The organism is Micromonospora tarapacensis (genome assembly GCF_019697375.1).
In the GTDB taxonomy this organism is placed as follows: domain Bacteria; phylum Actinomycetota; class Actinomycetes; order Mycobacteriales; family Micromonosporaceae; genus Micromonospora; species Micromonospora tarapacensis.
In genome coordinates, this window is record NZ_JAHCDI010000003.1 from 499,410 (window position 1) to 524,617 (window position 25,208).

General features: G+C 69.2%; 23 protein-coding genes and 4 tRNA genes. 25 read left to right on the plus strand and 2 right to left on the minus strand.

Annotated features, from left to right (window positions below; all coding sequences use genetic code 11):
• The first annotated feature begins 74 nt into the window (after window positions 1-74).
• The gene (locus KIF24_RS34280; protein ID WP_331460997.1) at window positions 75-635 is read left to right on the plus strand and encodes an MFS transporter; all 561 of its coding nucleotides are present in this window, start codon (window positions 75-77) and stop codon (window positions 633-635) included.
• Window positions 632-1,333, plus strand: a complete 702-nt coding sequence (locus KIF24_RS34285) for an MFS transporter (protein ID WP_331460998.1) — start codon at window positions 632-634, stop codon at window positions 1,331-1,333. The genes KIF24_RS34280 and KIF24_RS34285 overlap by 4 nt, the downstream gene beginning before the upstream one ends.
• Before the next feature lie 151 nt (window positions 1,334-1,484).
• On the opposite strand, the gene KIF24_RS03205 is transcribed toward KIF24_RS34285, so the two are convergent.
• The gene (locus tag KIF24_RS03205) at window positions 1,485-2,147 is read right to left on the minus strand and encodes a TetR/AcrR family transcriptional regulator (protein WP_221082690.1); all 663 of its coding nucleotides are present in this window, start codon (window positions 2,145-2,147) and stop codon (window positions 1,485-1,487) included.
• A gap of 118 nt (window positions 2,148-2,265) precedes the next feature.
• On the opposite strand from KIF24_RS03205, the gene KIF24_RS03210 reads away from it, so the two are divergent.
• Complete coding sequence (locus tag KIF24_RS03210; RefSeq protein WP_221082691.1) at window positions 2,266-3,087, plus strand: SDR family NAD(P)-dependent oxidoreductase; 822 nt, start codon at window positions 2,266-2,268, stop codon at window positions 3,085-3,087.
• A 100-nt stretch (window positions 3,088-3,187) separates the two neighbouring features.
• On the opposite strand, the gene KIF24_RS03215 is transcribed toward KIF24_RS03210, so the two are convergent.
• Window positions 3,188-3,682, minus strand: a complete 495-nt coding sequence (locus KIF24_RS03215; protein WP_221082692.1) for a YajQ family cyclic di-GMP-binding protein — start codon at window positions 3,680-3,682, stop codon at window positions 3,188-3,190.
• Between the two features lie 149 nt (window positions 3,683-3,831).
• On the opposite strand from KIF24_RS03215, the gene KIF24_RS03220 reads away from it, so the two are divergent.
• The 22 genes from KIF24_RS03220 to KIF24_RS03325 all read left to right on the plus strand — a co-directional run bounded on the left by KIF24_RS03220 (window position 3,832) and on the right by KIF24_RS03325 (window position 25,206).
• Window positions 3,832-3,915 (plus strand) — tRNA-Tyr (locus KIF24_RS03220).
• 698 nt (window positions 3,916-4,613) lie between these two features.
• On the plus strand, window positions 4,614-5,975 hold the full coding sequence (locus tag KIF24_RS03225) for a pentapeptide repeat-containing protein (protein ID WP_221082693.1): 1,362 nt from the start codon (window positions 4,614-4,616) through the stop codon (window positions 5,973-5,975).
• A 545-nt stretch (window positions 5,976-6,520) separates the two neighbouring features.
• Window positions 6,521-6,694 carry a hypothetical protein gene (locus KIF24_RS03230; RefSeq protein WP_221082694.1) on the plus strand — a complete coding sequence of 58 codons (174 nt, stop codon included), beginning with the start codon at window positions 6,521-6,523 and terminating at the stop codon, window positions 6,692-6,694.
• Between the two features lie 38 nt (window positions 6,695-6,732).
• Window positions 6,733-9,258: a putative bifunctional diguanylate cyclase/phosphodiesterase gene (locus KIF24_RS03235; RefSeq protein ID WP_221082695.1), complete on the plus strand. Its 2,526-nt coding sequence runs from the start codon at window positions 6,733-6,735 to the stop codon at window positions 9,256-9,258.
• A gap of 92 nt (window positions 9,259-9,350) precedes the next feature.
• Window positions 9,351-9,423: transfer RNA gene (locus KIF24_RS03240), tRNA-Thr, on the plus strand.
• Window positions 9,424-9,448: 25 nt separating this feature from the next.
• A tRNA-Met gene (locus KIF24_RS03245) sits at window positions 9,449-9,521 on the plus strand.
• 134 nt (window positions 9,522-9,655) lie between these two features.
• Complete coding sequence (rpmG, locus tag KIF24_RS03250; protein ID WP_007073056.1) at window positions 9,656-9,823, plus strand: 50S ribosomal protein L33; 168 nt, start codon at window positions 9,656-9,658, stop codon at window positions 9,821-9,823.
• 126 nt (window positions 9,824-9,949) lie between these two features.
• On the plus strand, window positions 9,950-10,396 hold the full coding sequence (locus tag KIF24_RS03255) for a MaoC family dehydratase N-terminal domain-containing protein (protein WP_221082696.1): 447 nt from the start codon (window positions 9,950-9,952) through the stop codon (window positions 10,394-10,396).
• A gap of 1 nt (window position 10,397) precedes the next feature.
• Window positions 10,398-10,790, plus strand: coding sequence for a MaoC family dehydratase (locus KIF24_RS03260; RefSeq protein WP_221082697.1), 393 nt, complete (start codon window positions 10,398-10,400; stop codon window positions 10,788-10,790).
• 128 nt (window positions 10,791-10,918) lie between these two features.
• A tRNA-Trp gene (locus tag KIF24_RS03265) sits at window positions 10,919-10,991 on the plus strand.
• A gap of 212 nt (window positions 10,992-11,203) precedes the next feature.
• A complete protein-coding gene (secE, locus tag KIF24_RS03270) occupies window positions 11,204-11,596 on the plus strand; it encodes a preprotein translocase subunit SecE (protein ID WP_221082698.1) in 393 nt (130 codons plus the stop codon).
• Between the two features lie 39 nt (window positions 11,597-11,635).
• Complete coding sequence (gene nusG / locus KIF24_RS03275) at window positions 11,636-12,358, plus strand: transcription termination/antitermination protein NusG (protein ID WP_221082699.1); 723 nt, start codon at window positions 11,636-11,638, stop codon at window positions 12,356-12,358.
• A 208-nt stretch (window positions 12,359-12,566) separates the two neighbouring features.
• Window positions 12,567-12,998, plus strand: coding sequence for a 50S ribosomal protein L11 (gene rplK, locus KIF24_RS03280; RefSeq protein ID WP_221082700.1), 432 nt, complete (start codon window positions 12,567-12,569; stop codon window positions 12,996-12,998).
• Window positions 12,999-13,081: 83 nt separating this feature from the next.
• The gene (gene rplA, locus KIF24_RS03285; RefSeq protein ID WP_221082701.1) at window positions 13,082-13,798 is read left to right on the plus strand and encodes a 50S ribosomal protein L1; all 717 of its coding nucleotides are present in this window, start codon (window positions 13,082-13,084) and stop codon (window positions 13,796-13,798) included.
• Between the two features lie 79 nt (window positions 13,799-13,877).
• Window positions 13,878-14,264: an ATP-binding cassette domain-containing protein gene (locus KIF24_RS03290; protein ID WP_221082702.1), complete on the plus strand. Its 387-nt coding sequence runs from the start codon at window positions 13,878-13,880 to the stop codon at window positions 14,262-14,264.
• On the plus strand, window positions 14,237-14,392 hold the full coding sequence (locus KIF24_RS03295; RefSeq protein WP_221082703.1) for a hypothetical protein: 156 nt from the start codon (window positions 14,237-14,239) through the stop codon (window positions 14,390-14,392). Before KIF24_RS03290 ends, KIF24_RS03295 begins: the two co-directional genes overlap by 28 nt.
• 354 nt (window positions 14,393-14,746) lie before the next feature.
• The gene (gene rplJ / locus KIF24_RS03300) at window positions 14,747-15,292 is read left to right on the plus strand and encodes a 50S ribosomal protein L10 (RefSeq protein ID WP_221083152.1); all 546 of its coding nucleotides are present in this window, start codon (window positions 14,747-14,749) and stop codon (window positions 15,290-15,292) included.
• Window positions 15,293-15,347: 55 nt separating this feature from the next.
• Entirely contained in the window at window positions 15,348-15,734 is a 387-nt protein-coding gene (gene rplL / locus KIF24_RS03305; RefSeq protein WP_221082704.1) for a 50S ribosomal protein L7/L12, read from the plus strand.
• 594 nt (window positions 15,735-16,328) lie between these two features.
• Window positions 16,329-19,760 (plus strand): DNA-directed RNA polymerase subunit beta, encoded by a 3,432-nt coding sequence (rpoB, locus tag KIF24_RS03310; RefSeq protein ID WP_221082705.1) that lies wholly within the window; start codon window positions 16,329-16,331, stop codon window positions 19,758-19,760.
• Between the two features lie 103 nt (window positions 19,761-19,863).
• A complete protein-coding gene (locus KIF24_RS03315; protein ID WP_221083153.1) occupies window positions 19,864-23,751 on the plus strand; it encodes a DNA-directed RNA polymerase subunit beta' in 3,888 nt (1,295 codons plus the stop codon).
• A gap of 138 nt (window positions 23,752-23,889) precedes the next feature.
• Window positions 23,890-24,255, plus strand: coding sequence for a hypothetical protein (locus KIF24_RS03320; RefSeq protein WP_221082706.1), 366 nt, complete (start codon window positions 23,890-23,892; stop codon window positions 24,253-24,255).
• Window positions 24,256-24,834: 579 nt separating this feature from the next.
• Entirely contained in the window at window positions 24,835-25,206 is a 372-nt protein-coding gene (locus KIF24_RS03325) for a hypothetical protein (protein WP_221083154.1), read from the plus strand.
• Window positions 25,207-25,208 lie beyond the last annotated feature (2 nt).

A 25,208-nucleotide genomic window follows, 5' to 3' on the forward strand; every position in this document is an offset into this window, starting at 1 on the left:
ACCGTACTGCCGGCCGGGTCCCGGGCGTTAGGGTCTAAACGACTCTCGCTCATTACATCTCCTGGAGGTCTCCCGTGCTCGGGCTGCGCCGATACCTGGATGTCTGGCAGGTCCCGGGCGCACCTACGCTGCTGATCACCGGCATCATCGGCCGGCTCGGGATCGGCATGACTCCGCTGGCGCTGCTGCTCGTCGTGGAAGAGGTCACCGGCCGGTACTCGCTGGCCGCCCTGGCCGGCGGCTGCTATGCCCTCTCCGGTGCCGCGCTGAGCCCGGTGGCGGGGCGGATCGCCGACCGGATCGGCCCGACCCCGGTGCTGCTCGGCACCGGGGTCGCCCACCCGTTGGCCCTGATCGGGCTGCTCTGGTCGGCCCGCTCCGACGCCGTGCCCTTCACGCTGGTCCTGCTCGCCGCCGCGCTGGCCGGCGCGACATACCCACCGATGACCGCCGCGATCCGCGGCGCCTGGAACGACCTGACCAGTGTCGACACCGGCCGGTACCACCTGCGCAACACGGCGCTCGCCGCGGAGACCACCCTGTTCGAGGTCGTCTTCGTGCTCGGTCCCCTGCTGGTGGCCGGGTTCGTGCTGGCCGCCGACGCGGGGCGGCGCTCGTCGGCGCGGCGGTGGTGACCCTGGGCGGCACCGTGGCGGTGGCGCTCGGCCAGACGATGCGCGGCTGGCGACCGCATGCCCGGGAGCACCACGCCCGAGGGCTCGGCCCGCTGCGGGTGGCCGGCTTTCCGGCGCTGCTGCTCTGCGTGGCCAGCCTCGGCATCGCCTTCGGGGCGGCGGGCGTGACCGTCCCGGCCTTCGCCACCCGGTACACGCCGGACGACCCGGACAGTCTCGCCGGCGTGCTGCTGGCCGTCTGGGGGATCGGCAGCGCGATCGGTGGACTCTGGTTCGGCGTCCGCCGGCCCGCGCGCAACATGACCCGCCTGTTCGCCTGGCTGCTCGCCGGGGTCGCCGGCAGCTTCGCCGTCTTCGCCGTGATGCCCACGCCGGGTGCGCTGGGCCTCGCCCTGCTGATCGGCGGGGCCACCATCGCGCCGGCCCTGACCCTGGAGAACACGCTGGTCGGGCGGATCTCGCCGAACGGGATGCTGAACGAGGCGTACACCTGGGTGGTGACCATGTCGGTCGGGGCGAGCGCGCTGGGCGGCGCCGTGTCCGGACTGATCGTCGACCACGCCGGCGGCGTCGGTTGGGCCTTCCTGTTCGCCGGGGCGGCGGTGGCCGCCGGTGCCGGGGTCGCCGCCCTGCCCGCCGGCCCCATCGCCCGAGCGGAAGCCGCCACGGTACGCCTGGACGCCCCGGCCACCGTCTGACCGGGCCACCGGTGGGTATGCCGTCGGCGTGTTCGCCTACTTCTCGAACCGGCTGGGCTGTCTGGGCTCGATCCTGGTCAGCGCGATCCTGACCGTGGTGCTGCTGCTGGTCTTCGGCCGCTGACCCTGGCTCGGTCGCTGACCTTCCCGGTCAGGGCCGCAGCGCGCGGAGCACGTGGTCGACGAGCGCGTCGGCGTACGCGGGGGTGAGTGGCGCGGAGCGCAGCAGCCAGCGCTGGTACAGCGGCGCGTAGAGGAGTTCGAGGGCCAGGTCCAGGTCGGCGTCACCGCGGATCTGCCCGGCCCGCTGCGCGCTGCGCAGCCGCTCCTTCTTGGCTTCGTCCACCGGGGCCGCCAGCCGCTCCCGGTACTGCGCCGCCAACCCGGGATCGGCCACGATCTCCAGGTTGAGTGCCCGGATCGGCGCCTCGAAGGCAGGATCGGCGAACTCCGCGACGGTGGCCCGCAGCACACTCCTCAGGTCGGCCTCGATGTCGCCCGTGTCGGGCAGCGTCACGCCGCCGGTTCCCTCGCTCAACGCCAGGAACGCGTCGAAGACCACGGCACCCTTGGACCGCCACCATCGGTAGATCGTCTGCTTGCCCACCCCGGCCCGCGCCGCGATCGCCTCGATGGTCAGCTTGGGGTAGCCGACCTCGGAGACCAGTTCGCGGGTGGCCCGCAGGACGGCCGCTCGGCTCCGCTCGCTACGCCGCGCCGGATCGGGTCGCCGGCCCGGTGGCGCGTCGCGCTCGGGCCGCGCCGCCTCGCCGGGCCGGCCTGCCTCGCCGGGTCGCTTCGGGGTGGAGGGCATGCGCAGAGCCTATCCGAATCGAGACGAGACGGTCCGTCTTGACGATCTACCAGGGATGGCGCAGACTGGACAATGCGAGACGGTCCGTCTCGTCTCGTAAGCGAAGGTGGTGGGGACGATGACAGAACCTCGGGTGTGGTTCATCACCGGCGCGACGCGCGGCCTGGGCCGGGCGGTCGCCGAGGCGGCGCTGGCCACGGGCGATCGGGTCATCGGTGCGGCGCGCGACATCGGCCCGCTGGCGGAACTGGCCGGGCGCTACCCGGACAACCTGGTCAGCCTGCCGCTCGACGTGGCCGACCGGCCCGCGGTCGGTCAGGCGGTCGACCGGGCGGCGGCCACCTTCGGCCGGCTCGACGTGGTGGTCAACAACGCCGGCGGCCTGCTGCTCGGCATGCTGGAGGAGACAACCGAGGAGCAGATCCGGCGGCACTTCGACGTCAACTTCTTCGGCGCCGTCTGGGTCACCCAGGCGGTCATCCCGCACCTGCGCGCCCAGGGCTCCGGCCGTCTGCTTCAGGTCACCTCGATGGGCAGCGGTGGCGGGGTGGCCTCGGTCGGTCCGTACGCGGCCGGCAAGGCGGCGCTCGACGCGCTCAGCCAATCCGTCGCGATGGAACTCGAACCCTTCGGCATCAGGGTGACCATCGTGCAACCGGGCGGCTACGACACCGGCCTCTACACGGTGGGAACGACGGCGACGACGCCCGACCCGGCGTACGAACCACTACGGCAGAAGCTGGCCGAACTCTGGGGCGACGACGCCGGCCCCGCCCCCGGGACCGCCGCGCCCGTCATCATGGCGCTGGTGGGCCTGCCGGATCCGCCGCTGCGCCTGATCGTCGGCAGCCGCTCGTACGACCTCGTGCAGCAGATGGAACAGGCCAGGGTTGCGGAGTACCGCTCCTGGGAGCAGTTGAGCCGTCAGGCACCCGGCTGAGCGCCCTCGCCGGCCAGGCGCCTGCCGCCCGCCCGGCCCGCCGCCAGCCGCCGCCGGAGATGCCGGACGTGCTGGCGGCGCGGGCCGGTTCCGGGACGCCTCAGCGGTAGTTGTCGAACTGGAGGGCGACGCCGAAGTCCTCGCCCTTCAGCAGGGTGATGACGGCCTGCAGGTCGTCCTTCTTCTTGCCGGTGACGCGCAGTTGGTCACCCTGGATCTGGGCCTGGACCCCCTTGGGGCCCTCGTCCCGGATCTTCTTGCTGATTGCCTTGGCCTTGTCCTGGTCGATCCCCTGGATCACCTTGGCGTCGATCTTGAAAACCTTGCCCGAGGAACGCGGATCGCCCGCGTCCAGCGACTTGAGCGAGATGTTGCGCTTGATCAGCTTCTCCTTGAAGACGTCCAACGCGGCGCGTACGCGCTCCTCGGTCTCTGCCTGGAGGCTGATCGCCTCCTCGCCCGACCAGGAGATCTCCGCGCCGGTGCCCCGGAAGTCGAACCGCGTCCCGAGCTCCTTCACCGCCTGACGGACGGCGTTGTCGACCTCCTGGCGATCGACCTTGCTCACGATGTCGAACGACGGGTTCGCTGCCATACTCATACTCCTGCTGTCCGGCCGGTCTGGGATCTTTTGGCCCCTGTTGCCCAGGGGTGTGACCCCCTGACGGTACCCGCTTGCGGACCCGGCGGGTCGAGCCGCTATCCTTGCTTCCGCCGCCGCGCCACGGTGCGGTGGTATGCCCTGGCGGGTTGCCCGAGCGGCCAATGGGAGCGGACTGTAAATCCGTCGCGAAAGCTACAGAGGTTCGAATCCTCTACCCGCCACCAGGTGCAGACACGGCCCCTGACCAGCAGAGATGCTGATCGGGGGCCGTTCTCGTTGGGCTAGCCCGGTCCGGGGCGAGTTCAGCTCGTTGCGACTCGCCGCGCTGCTGGAGGCGGTGAGATCTCTCGGTGAACGCGCCGACAAGGGCACCGCCTTCCTCGGCTGCCGCTACTACGCGGGAATGCGTCCCCGCCGGGGCCGCCGACCTCCGTCGCGAGGACGGCGCCCTGGCCGGCCGGTGTACCGACGGTGGCACCGATGTGGTCCCCGCGGGCACATCGCCGCGGGCCGGCTCGCGCTGGACCGACGACGGCGGCTCCCACGAGCGGCGCGGCCTGAAACACCGGAGGGGGGCCGCGACCCGCACGGCCCCGATCCCGCCTCGTCGAGCTGCTCTGCGTACACGTCGACGACAACGTGGTTGCTCCGGATGGTCGCTTCGCCGCTGGCCCGCCGACCGCACGACCTCCACCACAGGGCAGCCTCGCTCTGGCTGACGGCGTCCCGCCCACCGAGGTAGCCCGCCTCCTGGGCCACGGTGTAGCCGTCCTGCTCCGCGTCTGCGCCAACTGTGTCGACGGCGGCGACGACACCATGAACGACAAGATCGGCGACGCCCTCGGATGACGTTGCAACCGACACGGCGATCTTCGCCGGCGCCTGCTGTGTGGATGTGGACGAGATGCGCTAGAAGGAGGGAGTGGAGTTGCCAGCGTCGCAGGACTCGACCCGGCCCGAGGTCCACGTCGCGGTTGGTCCCATTTCAGCCGCTGATAGCCGGGTGCCAGAGTTGCGGCTCTGGGGCATCCGCCGGTCAATCGCACTGGCTGTTGCGGCAGGGCTGTTACTGGTCGGAGGCCTGATCGCTGCGGCACTCTGGTACGCCGGTTGGCCTAGCCTTCAGCGGGATGGAACGGTCACGGCAGCGGCGCTGTTCGACCTCTTGAAGCTTGTCTTCGCTGTTGTGGCGGGAATCGGCGGTGTCGCAGCGCTGGTGGTCGCCTACCGGCGGCAGCGGGTAGCGGAGCACACAAACAGGCTTGCGGAATTCGCCCATCAGCTGGCGCATGCTGCTGATCTGCGTGCCGAAGTCTCCAAGGCTCTCGCCGAGGCGGCCGACGAGCGGGCCAAGATCGAGGCTGATCGAAACGGTGTTCGGCTGTTCAACGAACGCTTCGCCAAGGCATCCGAGCAGATGGGGTCGGAGAAGGCTGCCGTACGCCTAGCGGGTGCCTACGCCATGGCCGGTCTTGCTGATGACTGGCTGGAAGGGCGGCAGACCTGCATAGACGTCCTTTGTGCCTACCTCCGCATGCCCTATGCACCGCCCCCGGATGCTTCGAACGAAGCGCCGGCGCCGGCCGACGACCAGGCGTTGATCGTGGACGCGAAGACGGTCTGGGCAGCTCGCGAGGAGCGGGAGGTGCGCCATACCGTTGTACGCCTCATCGGCATGCACCTACGTCCTACCGAAGACGGCGCGACCTCATGGTGCGGCTACGACTTCGACTTCACCGGCGCGGTCTTCGACGGTGGCGACTTCTCAGGCGCAACTTTCAGCGGTGGTCTGGTTTCCTTCCACGGGGCGACTTTCAGCAGCGGCCTGATGGCCTTCGGCAGAGCGACGTTCAGCGGTGGGCGGGTGTCCTTCATGCAATCGACATTCGGTGGCGGGATGGTGACCTTCGCCGAGGCGACGTTCAGTGGCGGGACTGTGGCCTTCGCTGGGGCGAAGTTCACCGGTGGGCGGCTGTCCTTCAACGAGGCCACATTCAGTGGCGGGATGATGTCGTTCGTCGAGGCGACCTTCAGCGGCGGGAAGGTGTCGTTCTATGGGGTGACGTTCAGCGACGGGGAGGTGCTGTTCCCTTGGTCGACGTTCAGCGGCGGAGCGGTGTCGTTCTACGAGGCGACGTTCGGTGGCGGGACGGTGTCGTTCAACAAGGCGGCGTTCAGAGGCGGGACGGTGTCCTTCGAGCGCGCAACATTTGAAGTACCGCCCACGTTCGACGTATGGCCGGCTGGGCGGGCTCCGGACGGTCTGGTCCTGCCCGGGGCGTGAGCATCAGCGGGCGCGGCAGTGTAGATGGTGGGCGACAGGCCGGCGGCCACCGTGGTCGGTCATCTATGGACTGGTGTCGATCGGCCCGGTTGCGGACATCGCCGTCAGTGCTTGACGGGCCTTGTTCTGCTCCTTGCGCTGCCCTGCTGATCGAGCGGGTCGGCCTGGCGCCGGGTAGTCCGAGATCTTCTCTGTCGCCCTCCCTGTCGTGTGTCCGCCACTCTCGTGGGTGTTTGACCGTTGACCCACCGGCGTGAAGCGGCAAGAGTGGTAGAGCGGCGTGTGGATGGCCTGCCGGGTTCGCGGGCTTCTGGCTCAATGCTGGCAAATCGCATGCCTTGTCGTTTTGGGCATCCCTCAGATGCTCGGCGGGGATGTGACTGGCCCTGACGATCGGCCGACGAGGGCGGGTCGCACGTACGGGGACCGGGGTTGCCCGTTCACCCGCTTTTCCGGCTGCTCGGGCTGTGGCACGATCGGGCGTACCCGTCGCTACACCCCCGAAGGCAGGAGTGCTCCCGATGTCTCGTCGAATGAGTGGTCGTGTGTTTGCCGCAATCGCGGCGACCGCCATGCTCGCTGCGGTGGGTGCTGCCGTGGTCAGTCTCGGCGAGGTGCAACTCGTCGGTATCGGTTCGGACACCGCCCCCCTGACCGCCAACGGCGTCGAGTGGGGCGCTCCCGCGCCGAACGGTGTGGTCGCGTCAGACGCCCGCTGACCAGGGGGCACTCGGGGAACCGGTGAGGGGATCTTCGCGTGCCGGCTAGAGAGGCACCACGTCGTCCAATCGCAACCGCCTGGCTGATCACCACACCCCTCGCGGTACTGGCCGTGGCCAGTACCGCCATCCTGGCCTTCACCGCGGAATTCGGCGAGCGGGATCTGTTCCTGGCCGCGCTTCTGCTGGTCGTGATGGTCGTGGCGGGCATCCCCACCCTGAGCTTGGTCGTCCGGCGGCAGGCCGTCGTCATTACCCTCACCGAGATACCGCTGGTCCTCGCGTTCTACAGCCTCAGCCCGCTGCTGGTCGTGGTGATCGTCACCTTGGCGGCGATCATCACGCAGACGTACCGCCGCTATCCGCCGCCGAAGCTGTGGTTCAACGTGGCGAGGGACGCCGCCGGCGTCTCGGTCGCCGGGCTTGTCGTTGCCGTGGCCCTGCCGTTCGACGGGGTCGGCCTCGGCACCTGGGCAGTCCTGTTTGCCGCGATCACGGCGAACAGCCTGATCAGCCTGGCCGCGGTGGTTGGCGTGATCACGCTGTTGCAGGGCTGGCAGGGTTCCCGGGAGACGGCGGGTACGGCCGCCCAGGTCTTCCTGACCCTTGCGCTGAACGTCGTGGTCGGCCTGCTCATCCTGATCACCCTGGCCAGCACCCTGTGGTCGATCCTGTTGCTGGGCGCGATCACCATCGCGGGCGCACTGCTCTACCGGTCCTACTCGCGTTTCCTCCGGCAGCACCGCACCCTCGGCGACATGTACGAGCTGACCCGTGCGATGGCCAGTGCCGGCGCGGAGGGGAACCTCGCGGACGCCCTGCTGGGCCGGATCCGCGCCCTGATGCAGGCCGAGTATGCCACCCTGTGGCTGCCGGCCCAGGGCCGCCATCCAGAGGTGCTGCTCACTGCCCGGCTGGACGATCGCGGCCTGCTCGACGTGGCGCAGACGCCCGTGGTGGTCCGTCAGCGCACGCTGGAAACCGGCCAGACGCTGGCCGCCGGGCGCCTGCTCGGCGGTGACCCGGAACTGCGCCGTGAGCTGACCCGGCGGCAGGTCAAGGACGTCATCGCCATTCCGTTGCGCTCCGGCCAGGTGGTCATCGGGACGGTCGAGGTGGTGAACCGGCTCAGCGACGTGGGGCACTTCGCGCCGGCCGACGTGCCGATCCTCGAGACCGTCGCCGCGCACGCCGCCGTCGCGCTGGAGAACTCCCGGCTGGTGGACCGGCTGCGGCACGACGCCTACCACGACGGTCTCACGAAGCTGCCCAACCGGCGCCGGATCCTCGGCGCGCTGGCCGAGGCGGTCCGGATCCGGGCTCCCGGTGAGGTGGTCGCGCTGCTGCTCTTCGACGTCGACCGGCTGCGCCAGGTGAACGAGGCCCTCGGCCACGCCGCCGGGGACAAGGTCCTGGTCGAGGTCGCCGACCGGCTGCTCGGCTGCGTTCCCTCGGCCGCGCTGGTCGGGCGGGCCGGTGGCGACGAGTTCCTGGTGACCCTGCGTCTGGAGAGCGCCGAGGCGGCCGTCGAGCTTGCCGGCCAGTTACGGGAACAGATCCGCGACGAGATGGTCTTCGACGCCCTCACGCTGGACGTGGACACCGCGGTCGGGGTGGTCGTACACCCGGATCACGGCAGCGACCCGGCCACCCTGTTGCAACGGGTGGACGTGGCCGCGACCGCGGCCAAGGCGGTCCCGGGGAGTGTGCAGTTGTACACGCCGGTCCTGGAGTCGCGGGCGCTGCACCGGCTCGGGCTCGCCGGTGACCTGCGCAGTGCCCTCGACAACGATGAGCTGGAGGTCTACTACCAGCCGAAGGTGACGCTGCGGGACCGCCGGCTCGTCGGGGTCGAGTGCCTGGCCCGCTGGGAGCACCCGACGCACGGCGCGGTCGCTCCGGAGGATTTCGTCGCGGTGGCCGAGCACACCGGGCAGCTCGGCCGGCTCACCGAGTTCGTGCTCCGGGAAGGGCTGCGGCGCAGCCGTGACTGGGCGCACGGCGGCCAGTCACTCGCCGTCGCCGTCAACCTCTCCGCGCGTACGCTCACCGACCAGCACTTCCCGGAGCGGGTGGGTGAGCTGTTGGGCGAGTACGACGTACCGGCGCAGTTGCTGACCCTGGAGGTGCCGGAGGCCGGCGTGCTCGACGGCACCGAGCGTCCGATCCCGACCCTGCGACGGCTGCGCGACCTGGGCGTACGGTTGTCGGTGGACGACTTCGGCACCGGGAACTCGTCGCTGGCCCACCTGCGCCGGCTGCCGGTGCACGAGGTGAAGGTCGACCACTCCTTCGTGCAGGGCATGGCGACCGACCCGGGGGATCTGGCGATCGTCAATGCCGTGGTCACCCTCTCTCAGCAGTTCGGCCTCACCGTGGTGGCCGAAGGAGTGGAGAGCGAGTTGACCCTGGAACTGCTCCAGGACATCGGCTGCGAGATCGGTCAGGGGTTCCTGTTCAGCCGGCCGCTGCCGTACGAGCGGCTGGAGGCGTGGTTCGGGGCCCAGATCGACCCGGAGTCGATCTCCAACAGCGAGCTTCCGCGCCTACGTGCGGTGCCTTGAACAGCGCGTACGTCAGCACCGGGGATCCGATTTCACCAGCACGACGGTGCCGTGTACTCTTACCTCTGCGCGGCCACCGAGTGATCGTGCAGGCCCCCTTAGCTCAGTCGGCAGAGCGTCTCCATGGTAAGGAGAAGGTCTACGGTTCGATTCCGTAAGGGGGCTCAGAGGGTCCGGCTGGGCCCACCGCGGCGGTGTAGCTCAGATGGCAGAGCAAGCGGCTCATAATCGCTGTGTCGCCGGTTCAAGTCCGGCCACCGCTACTCTCGTCCGCCCCGGAGGATCTCCGGTGGTCGGTGGGGACGGGCGCCGCAGGCGCCCGCTTTGCATGTCTGACCAGGCGGCGCGTAGGCTGTTGCGCTGTAGTTGTATCCGTTAGCGAGGAAGGCACTCCGCCGTGGCGAAGGCGACCGATGTCCGGCCGAAGATCACTTTGGCGTGTGTGGAGTGCAAGGAGCGCAACTACATCACGCGCAAGAACCGCCGTAACGACCCGGACCGCATCGAGCTGAAGAAGTTCTGCCCCCGGGACGGTCGGCACACCGTTCACCGCGAGACGCGCTGAATCTGGCCGGGCCGATTCGGTCCGGATCCACCCGTGTCGCGATCGCCGATCCGGACGAGTGGCGCGGCCCTGGGCCGCCGCTGGCCGTCCGGGTCGGCGATCGCGCTTTGCGTGTAGGTTCGCCGCATGTCCCTGGACCACTCCTTCGTCGGCCGGACCTACCCGCCGACTGCCCCCTACCAGGTGGGCCGCGAGAAGATCCGTGAGTTCGCGACGGCGATCGGCGCTTCCGATCCCGCCCACCACGACCCGGAGGCCGCCCGCGCGCTGGGTCACCCGGACGTGGTCGCGCCGCCGACCTTCCCGGTGGTGCTCACCATGGCCGCCAGCCGGCAACTGATCGAGGATCCGGCCCTCGGCGTCGACTACAGCCGGGTCGTCCACGGTGACCAGCGGTTCGCGTACACGCGGCCGGTGGTGGCCGGCGACGAGTTGGTCTGCGTCAACACCGTCGAGGACATCACCAGCCGCGGCGGCCACGAGTTCCTGACCACCCGGACCGACGTCAGCACGACCGCCGGCGAGCCGGTGGTCGCCGTCTGGTCCAAACTCGTCGTACGCGGGGAGGCCTGACGTGGAACTGCCCACCCAGACGTTCCGGGTGACCCGGGCGGACCTGGTCCGCTACGCCGGTGCCTCGGGCGACTTCAACCCGATCCACTGGAGTGACCGGTTCGCCACCAAGGTCGGCCTGCCCGGGGTGATCGCCCATGGCATGTTCACCATGGCGCTCGTGGGCCGGGCGGTGACCGCCTGGGCCGGCTCGCCCGACGCGGTGGTCGAGTACGGCGTGCGGTTCACCCGCCCGGTGGTGGTTCCCGACGACGACGCCGGCACCGAGATCGTGGTGACCGCCGTGGTACGCGAGGTGACCGACGACGGTCTGACCAAGCTCGACGTGACCGCCACCTGCCTCGACGAGAAGGTGTTGTCGCAGGCGCGAGCGACCGTGCGGACGATCGGCTGAGCGGTGCCGGGTGGCGCGACCGGGGTGTGCCGGTTGGGAAAGTCGGGTGGGTACCCGTACACTGGTCCGCCGTGGGGCAAGTGACCCCTGCCTGGTCGTGTGACCTGGTGGGGCGAGGGTTGCCGCACAGGGGTGTAGCTCAATTGGCAGAGCAGCGGTCTCCAAAACCGCAGGCTGCAGGTTCAAGTCCTGTCACCCCTGCGCCTCAGGCCTGACCGTTCCGTGGGTCGCGCCACCTTCTGGTGGCGCCCGGCCCGTGGTGGTGGCATCGGCGGGGAGGTTCCGAGGCATCGGGCCCTTCCGGTCGATCCGCCGGCCGCGGCCCGTCCCGGGACGGTTGGGTCCGGCTGGCGTGACCAAGCGCCGCGCACGTGCACCGCGTGCGACACCGACATCCCGCGACGGAGGGCGAAGTGGCCGACAACAAGCGGCGCGGCGAGGACGCCGACGACGACCGCCTGAACGACGACGCCGTCGTCGACGACGGTGCCGAGGACGATGCCACCGACGCGGACGAGCCGGTTTCCCGGGGCGGCACCGCCACCCGTTCGCGGGCCAGGGCGGATTCCGCGGACAGTCGTAAGACGCGTACCGACGGCGACAAGGTGGGTCTCTTCGGCCGCCTCGCGCGTTTCGTCCGCGAGGTGGTGGCCGAACTGCGTAAGGTCATCTGGCCGACCCGCAAGGAGCTGCTGACCTACACGGCTGTCGTGATCGCGTTCGTCACGGTGATGCTGACGATCGTGGCCGTCCTCGACTACGGCTTTGCCAAGGGCGTGTTGTGGGTCTTCGGCAACCCCAGCTGACCGGCTGACACGTGCCGATAGTGACGGAAGTGAGCAAGCGTGCCTGAGTACGACGAGACCGCCGAGACCCCGGACGAGCAGTCCGCGGTGGCGACGGCGGCTGGTGACGAGTCGGTCGAGGCCGCCAGCGAGCCGGAGTTCGACATGACCGAGCCCGCGCCCGACGAGGACTTCGACCCGGTCGCGGAGTTGCGGCAGAAGCTGCGTTACGCACCGGGCGACTGGTACGTGGTGCATTCGTACGCCGGCTACGAGAACAAGGTCAAGACCAACCTCGAGACCCGGATCACCTCCCTCGACATGGAGGACTACATCTACCAGGTCGAGGTGCCGACCCGGGAGGAGGTCGAGGTCAAGAACGGCAAACGTGCCCAGGTCCAGGCCAAGGTCTTTCCCGGCTACATCCTGGTCCGGATGGAACTGACCGCCGAGTCCTACTCCTGCGTGCGCAACACGCCGGGGGTCACCGGCTTCGTCGGTGCGACCGACCGGGCTGACCGGCCCGCGCCGTTGAGCCTCGACGAGGTGCTCAAGTGGTTGGCGCCGACCGTCGAGACCGAGCAGAAGAGGGCCAAGCCGGAGATCAAGGTCCTCGACTTCGAGGTCGGCGACTCGGTGACGGTCACCGATGGCGCCTTCGCCTCGCTGCCGGCCACGATCAGTGAGATCAACGCCGACCAGCAGAAGCTCAAGGTGCTGGTGTCGATCTTCGGTCGGGAGACGCCGGTGGAGCTGAACTTCAACCAGGTCGCGAAGATCTGAGCTGCCGACCGCCGGCGGTGGGACTGATCCCGTCGCCGGCGGTCGCCTTCTTCCGGGCGGTCCGACCGACAGGCCAACCTCCGTGGGCGGACGGATCCCAGCCTGCGCTACCCTAGAACGTCGCTGCCGTCGCACCCGCGCTGGCCGTGCGCGCCCCCGACGGCGACGTCGTGTGAACATTTCCCAGCTCCAAGCCCCAGGAAGAGACATGCCTCCGAAGAAGAAGCTCGTCAAGACGTTCACGCTTCAGCTGCCGGCGGGCCAGGCCACTCCGGCACCGCCGGTCGGCCCCGCGCTCGGTCAGCACGGCGTGAACATCATGGAGTTCTGCAAGTCGTACAACGCGCAGACCGAGTCGCAGCGGGGCGACATCGTCCCCGCCGAGATCAGCGTGTACGAGGACCGTTCCTTCACCTTCGTGCTGAAGACCCCGCCCGCCGCCCGGCTGCTGATCAAGGCGGCCGGCGTGCAGAAGGGCTCGGGCGTCCCGCACACGCAGAAGGTCGGCTCGGTGACCCGCGCACAGCTGCGCGAGATCGCCGAGAAGAAGATGGCCGACCTCAACGCCAACGACCTCGACCAGGCTGAGAAGATCATCGCCGGCACCGCCCGGTCGATGGGCCTGAACGTCGCCGACTGACGTCGACCGCAGCCGACCCGTACGGATCGTGGGAGGGCGCGCGAACACCGCGGCCCGCCAGAGACCACAGGAGTAAACAGAAGATGCAGCGCAGCAAGAGCTACCGCAAGGCCGCCGAGGCCATCGACCGGTCCAAGCTCTACACCCCCTCCGAGGCCGTCAAGTTGGCCAAGGGGAGCACCACCGCCAAGTTCGACGCCACGGTCGAGGTCGCGATGCGCCTCGGCGTCGACCCCCGCAAGGCGGACCAGATGGTCCGCGGCACGGTCAACCTGCCGCACGGCACCGGCAAGACCGCCCGCGTGATCGTCTTCGCCGCCGGCGCGAAGGCCGACGAGGCTGCCGCCGCCGGTGCCGACGAGGTGGGTACCGACGAGTTGGTCGCCCGGATCCAGGGCGGTTGGCTGGACTTCGACGCGGCGATCGCCACGCCGGACCAGATGGCCAAGATCGGCCGGATCGCGCGGATCCTGGGCCCGCGCGGTCTCATGCCGAACCCGAAGACGGGCACGGTGACCATGGACGTCACCAAGGCGGTGTCCGACATCAAGGGCGGGAAGATCACCTTCCGGGTGGACAAGCACTCCAACCTGCACCTGATCATCGGCAAGGCCTCGTTCTCGGAGGTCCAGCTGGTCGACAACTACGCGGCCGTCCTCGACGAGGTGCTGCGGGCCAAGCCGTCCGCCGCCAAGGGCAAGTACCTCAAGAAGGTCACCCTCACCACCACCATGGGCCCGGGCGTCCCGATCGACCCGAACGTGGTGAAGAACCTGCGGGAGGGCTCGGCCGACAGCTGAGCTCGACCGCGCCGACCGGGGTCCCCGCCACGAGGTGGCAGGGACCCCGGTCGCTGTCGCGTTGTGGCACGCTCACAGCATGTGGCTGGAGGACGTGTGGCTGAGATACCACCGGCGCGGTCCGTGGGTGCTGCGGGAGGCGACACTTCACGTCGCCTCCGGCGAGGCGGTGGTCGTGCCCGGTCGTAACGGCGCCGGCAAGTCGTCGCTGCTCCAGCTTGCCGCGGGTGTGCTGCGCCCGACCCGGGGCCGGGTGGCCGATCGACCGGCCGCCGTGGGCTGGGTGCCCGAGCGATTCCCCGCCGACCAGCCGTTCACCGTCGGTGGATACCTTGCGGCGGCCGCCCGGATGGCCGGCCTGTCCCGAGCCGAGGCCGATCGGGCCGTACGCCGGTGGGTCGACCGGCTCGGCCTCTGGTGCTCGGCAGCATCGGCTCGGTGGTGCCTTGGCTGGCGCCGCCGTTGATCCCCACGGCCCGGGCGTTGACCGGAGCGTTCTCGGGCCTGACCGCCCTGTCGTCGACGGGGTGGGCGGTGGCCGGGGCGACGGTGCCGCTGGCCGGGTACGCCCGGGCCCGCGGCCGGCGGGCCTGAGGCCGGCGGCCTGTCACGGCAGGGGTGAGCGGGGGCACACTGGGGCAGTTTGGCGGGCTGAGCGGCGTCGCGTACGCTCATGACGTCGTGCATGTTGTTGTGCATGAAGTTCCACCCAGAGACCGCTGGTCACCGTGCCTCGGCACGGTCGAAGGTCCCGCGAAGACGGGCGACCCGCGCAGGGCGGCAAGCGAACATCGGCAGCATCCTGCGGTCCGTCGACCGCAATGATCTCCGCCGGCCTCGCCCCGTGCGCCCTGCGCCGGGGCTTTTCTGTTGCCGCGATGCCTCCGCCACCGTCACGGGCGCTCGCCTGCGACGGTGACCAGCCTCGAGCAACGAGAGAGGAGGGACATGGCGGACAAGCCGATCCGGGCCGACAAGGCCACGGCCGTTGCTGAGCTGACGGAGAGTTTCCGTAGCGCGGGTGCCACCGTGCTGACCGAGTACCGCGGTCTGACGGTTTCCCAGCTCACCCAGCTGCGGCGCTCGCTCGGCAGGGAGTCGACCTACACGGTCGCCAAGAACACGCTGGCCAAGCGTGCAGCGGCGGACGCGGGCATCTCCGGCATCGACGAGCTGTTCACCGGTCCTACCGCGCTGACTTTCGTTTCGGGCGACGTCGTAGAGGCGGCGAAGGGTCTTCGCGACTTCGCGAAGTCCAACCCGAAGCTCGTCATCAAGGGCGGCGTCTTCGAGGGCAAGGCCATTTCCGCGGCCGAGGTCACGAAGCTCGCCGACCTTGAGTCCCGTGAGGTGCTGCTGGCCAAGCTGGCCGGCGCGATGAAGGGCAACCTGAGCAAGGCCGCGGCCCTGTTCCAGGCCCCGCTGTCGAAGACCGCCCGCCTGGCGGCCGCCCTGCAGGACAAGCGCGAGAAGGAGGGCGCCGAGGCGGCCTGAGGCCCCGCGGCGCAACCACGTTCTTAGGTAAATCATTCAGGAAAGGACGCCAGCCATGGCGAAGCTCAGCACCGACGAGCTGCTCGACGCGTTCAAGGAGATGACGCTGATCGAGCTCTCCGAGTTCGTGAAGCAGTTCGAGGAGACCTTCGAGGTCACCGCCGCCGCGCCGGTCGCCGTTGCCGGCCCCGCCGGCCCGGCTGGCCCGGCCGCCGAGGCCGAGCCGGAGAAGGACGAGTTCGACGTCATCCTCGACGCCGACGGTGGCAAGAAGATCCAGGTCATCAAGGTCGTCCGCGAGCTGACCGGCCTGGGCCTCAAGGAGGCCAAGGACGCGGTCGAGTCCGCGCCGAAGGCCATCCTGGAGAAGGTCAACAAGGAGACCGCCGAGAAGGCCAAGGCCAAGCTGGAGGGCGAGGGCGCCAAGGTCACCCTCAAGTGACCTGAGTCCCACCTGGCCGCCCGGCTCGCCTGAGCCAGGGCACACCACGTCGCGGCGGGCGGCGATCCGAGACCGGATCGCCGCCCGCCGTGTTGGTGGCCTCCCGCCGGGAGCCGGCATGAGCAGGGCGTCGAACGGGCATGAGCAGGGCGTCGAACGGACCCCGAGGCCGCCGCCGGGGGCCGTCGGCCTCGCCCGTCGGTGGGAAACAGCGTCCGATGGCGACGACGGCTCTTGACGCGGCACTGGACCGCCAGGCACGCTGACATCAGCAAGACCTTCCGCGCTTGCGACGGCCATCGCGCGGGTAGTGCAGCGGCAGCACCATTCGCCGCTGAGACCCGAGCGGCCCGGCAGGAACGTTGCGTTCCGAGCGGCCCGGTACGACCCGTTCGAGGGGTCCCGAGGCGCGTTCCGCAACGACCTGCGGGTTGGGCTGGACAGCGGTTAGCCTCTCGGCTACACTGCTAGTTTGCGCTGCCTTCCGACTTGACCCCTGCTCGGAAATGTCCGTTTATGGATATTTTCTGGTGGGGTCATTGGAGTGCACGCGTACCAGCCGTTCTGCAGCACCGGTCCTCGGAAGGACGCATCTTGGCAGCTTCCCGCCCTGCGAAGACCAGTCGTACGTCGAGCGCATTCGCTCCCCGCCGAGTTTCTTTCGGTCGGATCACCGAACACCTCGAGGTCCCCAACCTCCTCGCCATCCAGAACGAGTCGTTCGACTGGCTCGTCGGCAATGAGGGTTGGCAGGGCCGGTCGGCGGACGACCCGCACGCACGCTCGGGTCTCGCGGAAATTCTCGACGAGATCAGTCCCATTGAGGACTTCTCGGGCACTATGTCGCTTTCCTTCTCGGCGCCACGCTTCGACGAGGTCAAGGCCTCGATCGAGGAGTGCAAGGAGAAGGACCTCACCTACTGCGCGCCGCTGTTCGTGACCGCGGAGTTCACCAACAACACCACCGGCGAGATCAAGAGCCAGACGGTGTTCATGGGTGACTTCCCGATGATGACGCCGAAGGGCACCTTCATCATCAACGGCACCGAGCGTGTGGTGGTCAGCCAGCTCGTCCGATCGCCGGGCGTCTACTTCGACAAGCAGCCGGACAAGACCTCCGACCGCGACCTCTCCAGCGTCAAGGTCATCCCGAGCCGGGGTGCCTGGTTGGAGTTCGACATCGACAAGCGCGACACGGTCGGCGTCCGCATCGATCGCAAGCGCCGGCAGGCCGTCACGGTGCTGCTCAAGGCCGTCGGATGGTCGGCCGAGCAGATCCGTGAGAAGTTCGGCTGGTCCGAGCTGATGATGACCACGCTCGAGAAGGATCACATCGCCGGCCAGGACGAGGCGCTGCTGGACATCTACCGCAAGCTCCGCCCTGGCGAGCCGCCGACCCGCGAGAACGCCCAGACCCTGCTCGACAACCTCTTCTTCAACCCGAAGCGGTACGACGTCGCCAAGGTCGGTCGGTACAAGTTCAACAAGAAGCTCGAAGTGGGTGTGCCGATCACCACCGGCACGCTGACCGAGGACGACATCGTCGCCACCGTGGAGTACCTCTGCCGGCTGCACGCCGGTGAGGAGGGCTACGAGGCCGACGACATCGACCACTTCGGCAACCGGCGGCTGCGTACCGTCGGCGAGCTGATCCAGAACCAGGTTCGGGTCGGCCTGTCCCGGATGGAGCGGGTCGTCCGCGAGCGGATGACCACGCAGGACGTCGAGGCGATCACGCCGCAGACCCTGATCAACATCCGTCCGGTCGTGGCCGCGATCCGGGAGTTCTTCGGCACCTCGCAGCTGTCCCAGTTCATGGACCAGACCAACCCGCTGGCGGGCCTGACCCACCGGCGCCGGCTGAGCGCGCTCGGCCCGGGTGGTCTGTCCCGGGAGCGGGCCGGCTTCGAGGTCCGCGACGTGCACCCGTCCCACTACGGCCGGATGTGCCCGATCGAGACGCCCGAAGGCCCGAACATCGGTCTGATCGGCGCGCTGTCCACCTTCGCCCGGGTCAATCCGTTCGGCTTCATCGAGACGCCGTACCGGAAGGTCATCGAAGGTCGGGTCACCGACCAGATCGACTACCTGACCGCGGACGAGGAGGACCGGTTCGTCAAGGCGCAGGCCAACGCGCCGCTGAAGGCCGACGGCACGTTCGTCGAGGATCGCGTCCTGGTCCGTCGTAAGGGCGGCGAGACCGAGGACGTCGCGCCGGGCGCCGTGGACTACATGGACGTGTCGCCGCGGCAGATGACCTCGGTCGCGACCGCGATGATCCCGTTCCTTGAGCACGACGACGCGAACCGGGCACTGATGGGCGCGAACATGCAGCGCCAGGCGGTGCCGCTGGTCAAGGCCGAGTCCCCGCTCGTCGGCACCGGCATGGAGTACCGAGCCGCCGTCGACGCCGGTGACGTGGTCGTGGCCGAGGTCGGTGGCGTTGTCGAGGACCTCTGCGCGGACTACATCACCGTCCACCAGGACGACGGCCACCGCCGGACGTACCTGCTGCACAAGTTCCGCCGCTCCAACGCCGGCTCCTGCGTCAACCAGAAGCCGGTCGTCTTCGAGGGCGACCGCGTCGAGGCCGGCCAGGTCATCGCCGACGGTCCGTGCACCGACGAGGGCGAGATGGCGCTCGGGCGAAACCTGCTCGTGGCGTTCATGACCTGGGAGGGGCACAACTACGAGGACGCGATCATCCTGTCGCAGCGCCTCGTCCAGCAGGATGTGCTCACCTCGATCCACATCGAGGAGCACGAGGTCGACGCGCGGGACACCAAGCTCGGCCCGGAGGAGATCACCCGCGACATCCCGAACGTCAGCGAGGAGATGCTCGCCGACCTCGACGAGCGCGGCATCATCCGGATCGGCGCCGAGGTCGTTCCCGGCGACATCCTGGTCGGCAAGGTCACGCCCAAGGGCGAGACCGAGCTGACCCCGGAGGAGCGACTGCTCCGCGCGATCTTCGGTGAGAAGGCGCGTGAGGTCCGGGACACCTCCCTGAAGGTGCCGCACGGCGAGACCGGCACGGTCATCGGTGTGCGGACCTTCTCCCGGGAGGACGGCGACGAGTTGCCGCCGGGCGTCAACGAGTTGGTCCGGGTCTACGTCGCCCAGAAGCGGAAGATCCAGGACGGTGACAAGCTCGCCGGACGCCACGGCAACAAGGGCGTCATCTCCAAGATCCTGCCGGTCGAGGACATGCCGTTCCTGCAGGACGGCACCCCGGTCGACATCGTGCTCAACCCGCTCGGCGTGCCGGGCCGGATGAACATCGGCCAGGTGCTGGAAACCCACCTGGGGTGGGTGGCGAAGACCGGCTGGAAGGTCGACGGCGACGACGCGGACTGGCAGCGTCAGCTCCGGAGCATCGGTGCCGACGAGGCCGAGCCCGACACCAACGTGGCCACCCCGGTCTTCGACGGTGCCCGGGAGGAGGAGATCTCCGGCCTGCTCGCGTCGACCCTGCCCAACCGGGACGGCAAGCAGCTGATCGGCTCCTCCGGTAAGGCGCAGTTGTTCGATGGTCGCTCCGGCGAGCCGCTGCCCGACCCGATCGCGGTCGGCTACATCTACATCCTGAAGCTCAACCACCTGGTCGACGACAAGATCCACGCTCGGTCGACCGGCCCGTACTCGATGATCACGCAGCAGCCGCTGGGTGGTAAGGCGCAGTTCGGTGGTCAGCGCTTCGGCGAGATGGAGTGCTGGGCGATGCAGGCATACGGTGCCGCGTATGCCCTGCAGGAGCTGCTGACGATCAAGTCCGACGACGTTCTCGGCCGGGTGAAGGTCTACGAGGCCATCGTCAAGGGCGAGAACATCCCCGAGCCGGGCATCCCGGAGTCGTTCAAGGTGCTGCTCAAGGAGTTGCAGTCGCTGTGCCTCAACGTAGAGGTGCTCTCCAGCGACGGCGTGGCCCTGGAGATGCGCGAGACCGACGACGAGGTGTTCCGGGCCGCGGAGGAACTGGGTATCGACCTGTCCCGGCGCGAGCCGAGCTCGGTCGAGGAAGTGTGACGTTGGGGTCCGGTGGCGGGATGACTCCCTGGTGGGTCACCCCGTCACCGGACCAGGCCCGGTCAGCTGCTAGCGCAACAAGCGACGTGTGAGGGAATTGAACGTGCTCGACGTCAACTTTTTCGACGAGTTGCGAATTGGGCTGGCGACCGCCGACGACATTCGTCAGTGGTCGCACGGCGAGGTCAAGAAGCCCGAGACGATCAACTACCGCACCCTCAAACCGGAAAAGGACGGACTCTTCTGCGAGAAGATCTTCGGTCCGCAGCGGGACTGGGAGTGCTACTGCGGTAAGTACAAGCGGGTTCGGTTCAAGGGCATCATCTGCGAGCGCTGCGGCGTCGAGGTGACCCGCTCGAAGGTCCGCCGTGAGCGGATGGGCCACATCGAGCTTGCCGCCCCGGTAACCCACATCTGGTACTTCAAGGGCGTGCCGAGCCGGCTGGGCTACCTGCTGGACCTCGCCCCGAAGGACCTCGAGAAGATCATCTACTTTGCCTCGTACGTCGTGACGAGCGTGGACGCCGAGGCGCGTCACCGTGACCTCTCGACGATCGAGAACGAGATTCTGGCCGAGAAGCGCCAGTCGGAGAACAGCCGCGACTCGGAGATCGAGAAGCGGGCCGCCAAGCTTGAGGCCGACCTGGCCGAGCTGGAGGCCGAGGGCGCGAAGGCGGACGTCCGGCGCAAGGTCAAGGAGGGCGGAGAGCGCGAGATGCGCCAGATCCGCGACCGGGCCCAGCGCGAGATCGACCGCCTGGACGAGGTGCTGGACACCTTCCGCAAGTTGGACCCGAAGCAGCTGGTCACCGACGAGCTGCTCTACCGGGAGTTGCGGGACCGGTTCGGTGAGTACTTCACCGGTGGCATGGGCGCCGAGGCGATCAAGGCCCTGGTGCAGAACATGGACCTCGAAGCCGAGGCCGAGAGCCTGCGCGAGACCATCCGTAGCGGCAAGGGTCAGCGGAAGATCCGGGCGCTCAAGCGGCTGAAGGTCGTCGCGGCGTTCCAGAACACCCGCAACTCGCCGCTCGGTATGGTGCTGGACTGCGTGCCGGTCATCCCGCCGGACCTGCGCCCGATGGTGCAGCTCGACGGTGGCCGCTTCGCGACCAGCGACCTGAACGACCTGTACCGCCGGGTGATCAACCGGAACAACCGGCTCAAGCGGCTGATCGATCTCGGTGCTCCCGAGATCATCGTCAACAACGAGAAGCGGATGCTCCAGGAGGCCGTCGACGCGTTGTTCGACAACGGCCGTCGTGGCCGGCCGGTCACCGGGCCGGGTAACCGTCCGCTGAAGTCGCTGTCCGACATGCTCAAGGGCAAGCAGGGCCGGTTCCGCCAGAACCTGCTCGGCAAGCGCGTCGACTACTCCGGCCGTTCGGTCATCGTGGTCGGCCCGAAGCTCAAGCTGCACCAGTGTGGCCTGCCCAAGCAGATGGCGCTGGAGCTGTTCAAGCCGTTCGTGATGAAGCGGCTGGTCGATCTCAACCACGCGCAGAACATCAAGTCCGCGAAGCGGATGGTGGAGCGGCAGCGGCCGGTCGTGTGGGATGTGCTGGAAGAGGTCATCGGCGAGCACCCGGTGCTGCTCAACCGGGCGCCCACCCTGCACCGACTGGGCATCCAGGCCTTCGAGCCGCAGCTGGTCGAGGGCAAGGCGATCCAGATCCACCCGCTGGTCTGCACCGCGTTCAACGCGGACTTCGACGGTGACCAGATGGCGGTGCACGTGCCGTTGTCCGCCGAGGCCCAGGCCGAGGCGCGGATCCTGATGCTGTCGTCGAACAACATCCTCAAGCCGGCCGACGGCAAGCCCGTGACGATGCCCACCCAGGACATGATCATCGGGCTGTACCACCTCACCCACCTCACCTCCGGTGAGCGTGGGGAGGGACGCGCGTTCAGCTCGGACGCCGAGGCGCGGATGGCGTACGACAACGGTGAGCTGGACCTGCAGTCTCTGATCAAGATCCGGCTGCGCGGCGTCGTCGAGGTCGACAACGGCGCGGGCGGCGAGGCCTGGACCGCACCTGAGGGCTGGACCACGGGCGACCCGCTCACCGTGGACACCACCCTCGGCCGGGTGCTGTTCAACGAGACGATGCCGCGGGGCTACCGCTTCGTGAACTACGAGGTCCGTAAGGGCCAGCTCTCGCAGATCGTCAACGACCTCGCCGAGCGCTACCCCAAGGTGGAGCTGGCCGCCACCCTCGACGGTCTCAAGGAGGCCGGTTTCCACTGGGCCACCTGGTCCGGCGTCACGATCGGCATGGAGGACGTGGTCACGCCTCCGCACAAGCAGGAGATCCTGCAACGCTACGAGAAGGAAGCCGACCGGATCGACAAGCAGTACCAGCGTGGTCTGATGACCGGCGAGGAGCGCCGCGGCGAGCTGATCGAGATCTGGACGAAGGCGACCAACGAGGTCGCCAAGGACCTGGAGAACTCGCTGCCGCAGGAGAACCCGCTGTGGAAGATGATCCACTCGGGTGCCCGCGGTAACCTGCTCCAGCTGCGCCAGATCGCGGCAATCCGTGGCCTGGTGGCCAACCCGAAGGGCGAGATCATCCCGCGGCCGATCAAGTCGAGCTACCGCGAGGGTCTGTCCGTGCTGGAGTACTTCATCTCCACGCACGGTGCCCGTAAGGGCCTCGCGGACACGGCTCTGCGTACCGCCGACTCGGGTTACCTGACCCGTCGTCTGGTGGACGTCTCGCAGGACGTGATCATCCGCGAGGAGGACTGCGGCACCGATCGGGCCATCCCGATGCAGGTCGGCGAGCAGCTCGACGGCAAGCTTGTCGTGCACGAGCACGCCGAGACCGGCGCGCACGCCCGCACGCTGGCCGACGACATCAAGGCACCGGACGGCACCGTGGTGGCCGAGCGGGGCCAGGACCTCAACTCGATTCTGGTCGACCGGATCGTGGCGGCCGGCGTCGAGACGGTCCGGGTCCGTAGCGTGCTGACCTGCGAGTCGAAGCTGGGCGTCTGCGCGGCCTGCTACGGCCGGTCGCTGCCGACCGGCAAGACCGTGGACATCGGCGAGGCGGTCGGCATCATCGCGGCCCAGTCGATCGGTGAGCCGGGTACGCAGTTGACGATGCGTACCTTCCACACGGGTGGCGTCGCGGGTGAGGACATCACCCAGGGTCTGCCGCGTGTCCAGGAGATCTTCGAGGCCCGGATCCCGAAGGGTAAGGCGCCGATCGCCGACACCCCCGGCCGGATCCGGATCGAGGACGGCGAGCGGTCGCGCAAGATCGTGGTGATCCCGGACGACGGCAGCGACGAGATCGTCTACGACAAGATCTCGAAGCGGGTCCGGCTGCGGGCGCACGACGGCGACCACGTCGAGGTCGGCGAGAAGCTCACCGAGGGCACCATCGACCCGCACGAGTTGCTCCGCATCCTCGGCCCCCGGGCGGTCCAGGTCCACCTGACCCAGGAGGTTCAGGAGGTCTACCGTTCCCAGGGCGTGCTCATCCACGACAAGCACATCGAGATCATCATTCGCCAGATGCTCAAGCGGGTGACGGTCATCGACTCCGGCTCGACCGAGTTCCTGCCGGGCGTGCTGGTCGACCGGGCGCTCTTCGAGTCGGAGAACCGCCGGCTCGTCTCCGAGGGCGGCGAACCCGCCGCGGGTCGTCCGGTGCTGATGGGCATCACCAAGGCCTCACTGGCCACCGACTCCTGGCTCTCGGCGGCCTCCTTCCAGGAGACCACCCGGGTGCTGACCGACGCGGCGATTCACGCCCGCAGTGACTCGCTGATCGGTCTCAAGGAGAACGTGATCATCGGTAAGCTCATCCCGGCCGGTACCGGCATCAGCAAGTACCGCAACGTCCGGGTCGAGCCGACCGAGGAGGCGAAGGCCAAGGTCTACTCGATGACCGGCTACCCGGAGACCGACTACGGTTTCGGGCCGGCCAGCGGCCAGGCGGTCCCGCTGGACGACTTCGACTTCGGGTCGTACCGCTAGACCGCGCGGTGACATGGGAAGGCCCCCGGCTTGCCGGGGGCCTTCTCGTATCCAGGAGCGGCCAGGCGGCGGGTGGACCGTCCAGCAAGCTCGGACGGAGCTACCGCGCGGATCGCCGGGTGGGGGCATCATGTGGTCATGACGATCGCACCCGGATCGGCGCCCGCCGCGCCGGCGCCGCGTCACCCGCTCGACCCGGACCCGGTCCGGGCGACCAAGGCCCGGGCGGTCTTTGCCCTGGGTCTGATGGCCGCGTTGACGGGGCTGCTGGTCGGCGGCGTGGTGCCGGCCACCGTCGCACTGCACCTCGCCCGGCAGGCGCGCCGGGAGGCGTACGCCTCGGGTGGGTTCCTGACCGGCGAGGCCTGGCTGCGTCGCGGCGAGCGCCTGGCCTGGACGGGCCTGATGCTGGTCGCGGTCAGCCTGGTGGCGGCGCTGGTGATCGGCGTGGTCCGGCTCGCCGAGGCGCCGTACGGGCAGGACTTCGGGCCCGAGATCGACTGACCGCGACCCTCCGGACCTCCCTCTGTGGCCCGGTGACCGCAACGTCGGTGCGGGCGGCTCGATCCCGCGCCGGGCGCGGCGGGGCGGACCCGCGGCGGTAGCCTGACCGTTGTCTGTCGCACGGCGGTGGACGCTGCCGATGAGGAGGATCCCGTGACGGAACCGGTGCGCCCCGAGGGCGGCGAGTCCGCCCAGCCGATCGCCGGGCGCCCGGAGGCCGAGGTGGCGGGGCCCGGCGGGCAGGCCGAGGCCGGATCCGGACCGGAGACCGTCCCGGTGTCCTCCTCGACCGGGCAGCCATCGCCATCCGGCCTAGCTCCGCCGGCCTCCCGTCCGCCCGGTCCGCCGCCCCTGGGCACCTCGGTCGGTCTGCCCGGCTCGTCGCCCTGGGGCCCACCGCCCGGCTCGCCGGACCGCCCTCCGGTCCCCGGCCCGCCAGCGTTCGGCTCGCCAGCGTTCGGCGCGCCGCCGGCGCCGGGTTGGCCTCCGGCCGGTCCTGGCTGGCCGCCGGCCGGTCCGGGCTGGGCTCCGCCCGCACCGCCGCAGGAGCGACCCCGACCACCGAAGCGGGTCGAGCAGGTGCCCGGTACCCCGTTCGGGGTGGTACATCTCGACGTGCCCCCGGTCACCTCGGGCCTGGCGGTCGGCTCGCTGGTGGCCGGGATCACCTCGATCCTGGTGTCGATCCTGGTGATCTGCTTCGGGGCCGTCGGGGGAGGGGCGAACGGCGCCTGGGCCGCCGGCGCCTTCGCCGCACTGGGCAGCCTGACCGGGGCGGGTGCCGTCGTGGCCGGTCTGCTCGGTCTGCGGCAGATCCGGCGGCCGGCGCCCCCGCCGTCGGTCCGGTTCACCGGCCGCGGTCTGGCCATTGCCGGAGTCAGCTGTGGTGGTGCCGGCCTGCTGCTCTGCCTGCTGGGTGTGGGGCTGGCGCTGCTACTGGCATTGCGCTGAGG

Bases quoted from the DNA above. Each gene is read 5' to 3' on its own strand.
- rplJ (WP_221083152.1), top strand. From the start codon at position 14,747: ATGGCGGACAAGCCGATCCGGGCCGACAAGGCCACGGCCGTTGCTGAG.
- rplL (WP_221082704.1), top strand. From the start codon at position 15,348: ATGGCGAAGCTCAGCACCGACGAGCTGCTCGACGCGTTCAAGGAGATG.
- KIF24_RS03215 (WP_221082692.1), bottom strand. From the start codon at position 3,682: ATGGCAGCGAACCCGTCGTTCGACATCGTGAGCAAGGTCGATCGCCAG.
- KIF24_RS03320 (WP_221082706.1), top strand. From the start codon at position 23,890: ATGACGATCGCACCCGGATCGGCGCCCGCCGCGCCGGCGCCGCGTCAC.
- rplK (WP_221082700.1), top strand. From the start codon at position 12,567: ATGCCTCCGAAGAAGAAGCTCGTCAAGACGTTCACGCTTCAGCTGCCG.
- KIF24_RS03210 (WP_221082691.1), top strand. From the start codon at position 2,266: ATGACAGAACCTCGGGTGTGGTTCATCACCGGCGCGACGCGCGGCCTG.
- rplA (WP_221082701.1), top strand. From the start codon at position 13,082: ATGCAGCGCAGCAAGAGCTACCGCAAGGCCGCCGAGGCCATCGACCGG.
- KIF24_RS03255 (WP_221082696.1), top strand. From the start codon at position 9,950: ATGTCCCTGGACCACTCCTTCGTCGGCCGGACCTACCCGCCGACTGCC.
- KIF24_RS03205 (WP_221082690.1), bottom strand. From the start codon at position 2,147: ATGCCCTCCACCCCGAAGCGACCCGGCGAGGCAGGCCGGCCCGGCGAG.
- KIF24_RS03290 (WP_221082702.1), top strand. From the start codon at position 13,878: ATGTGGCTGGAGGACGTGTGGCTGAGATACCACCGGCGCGGTCCGTGG.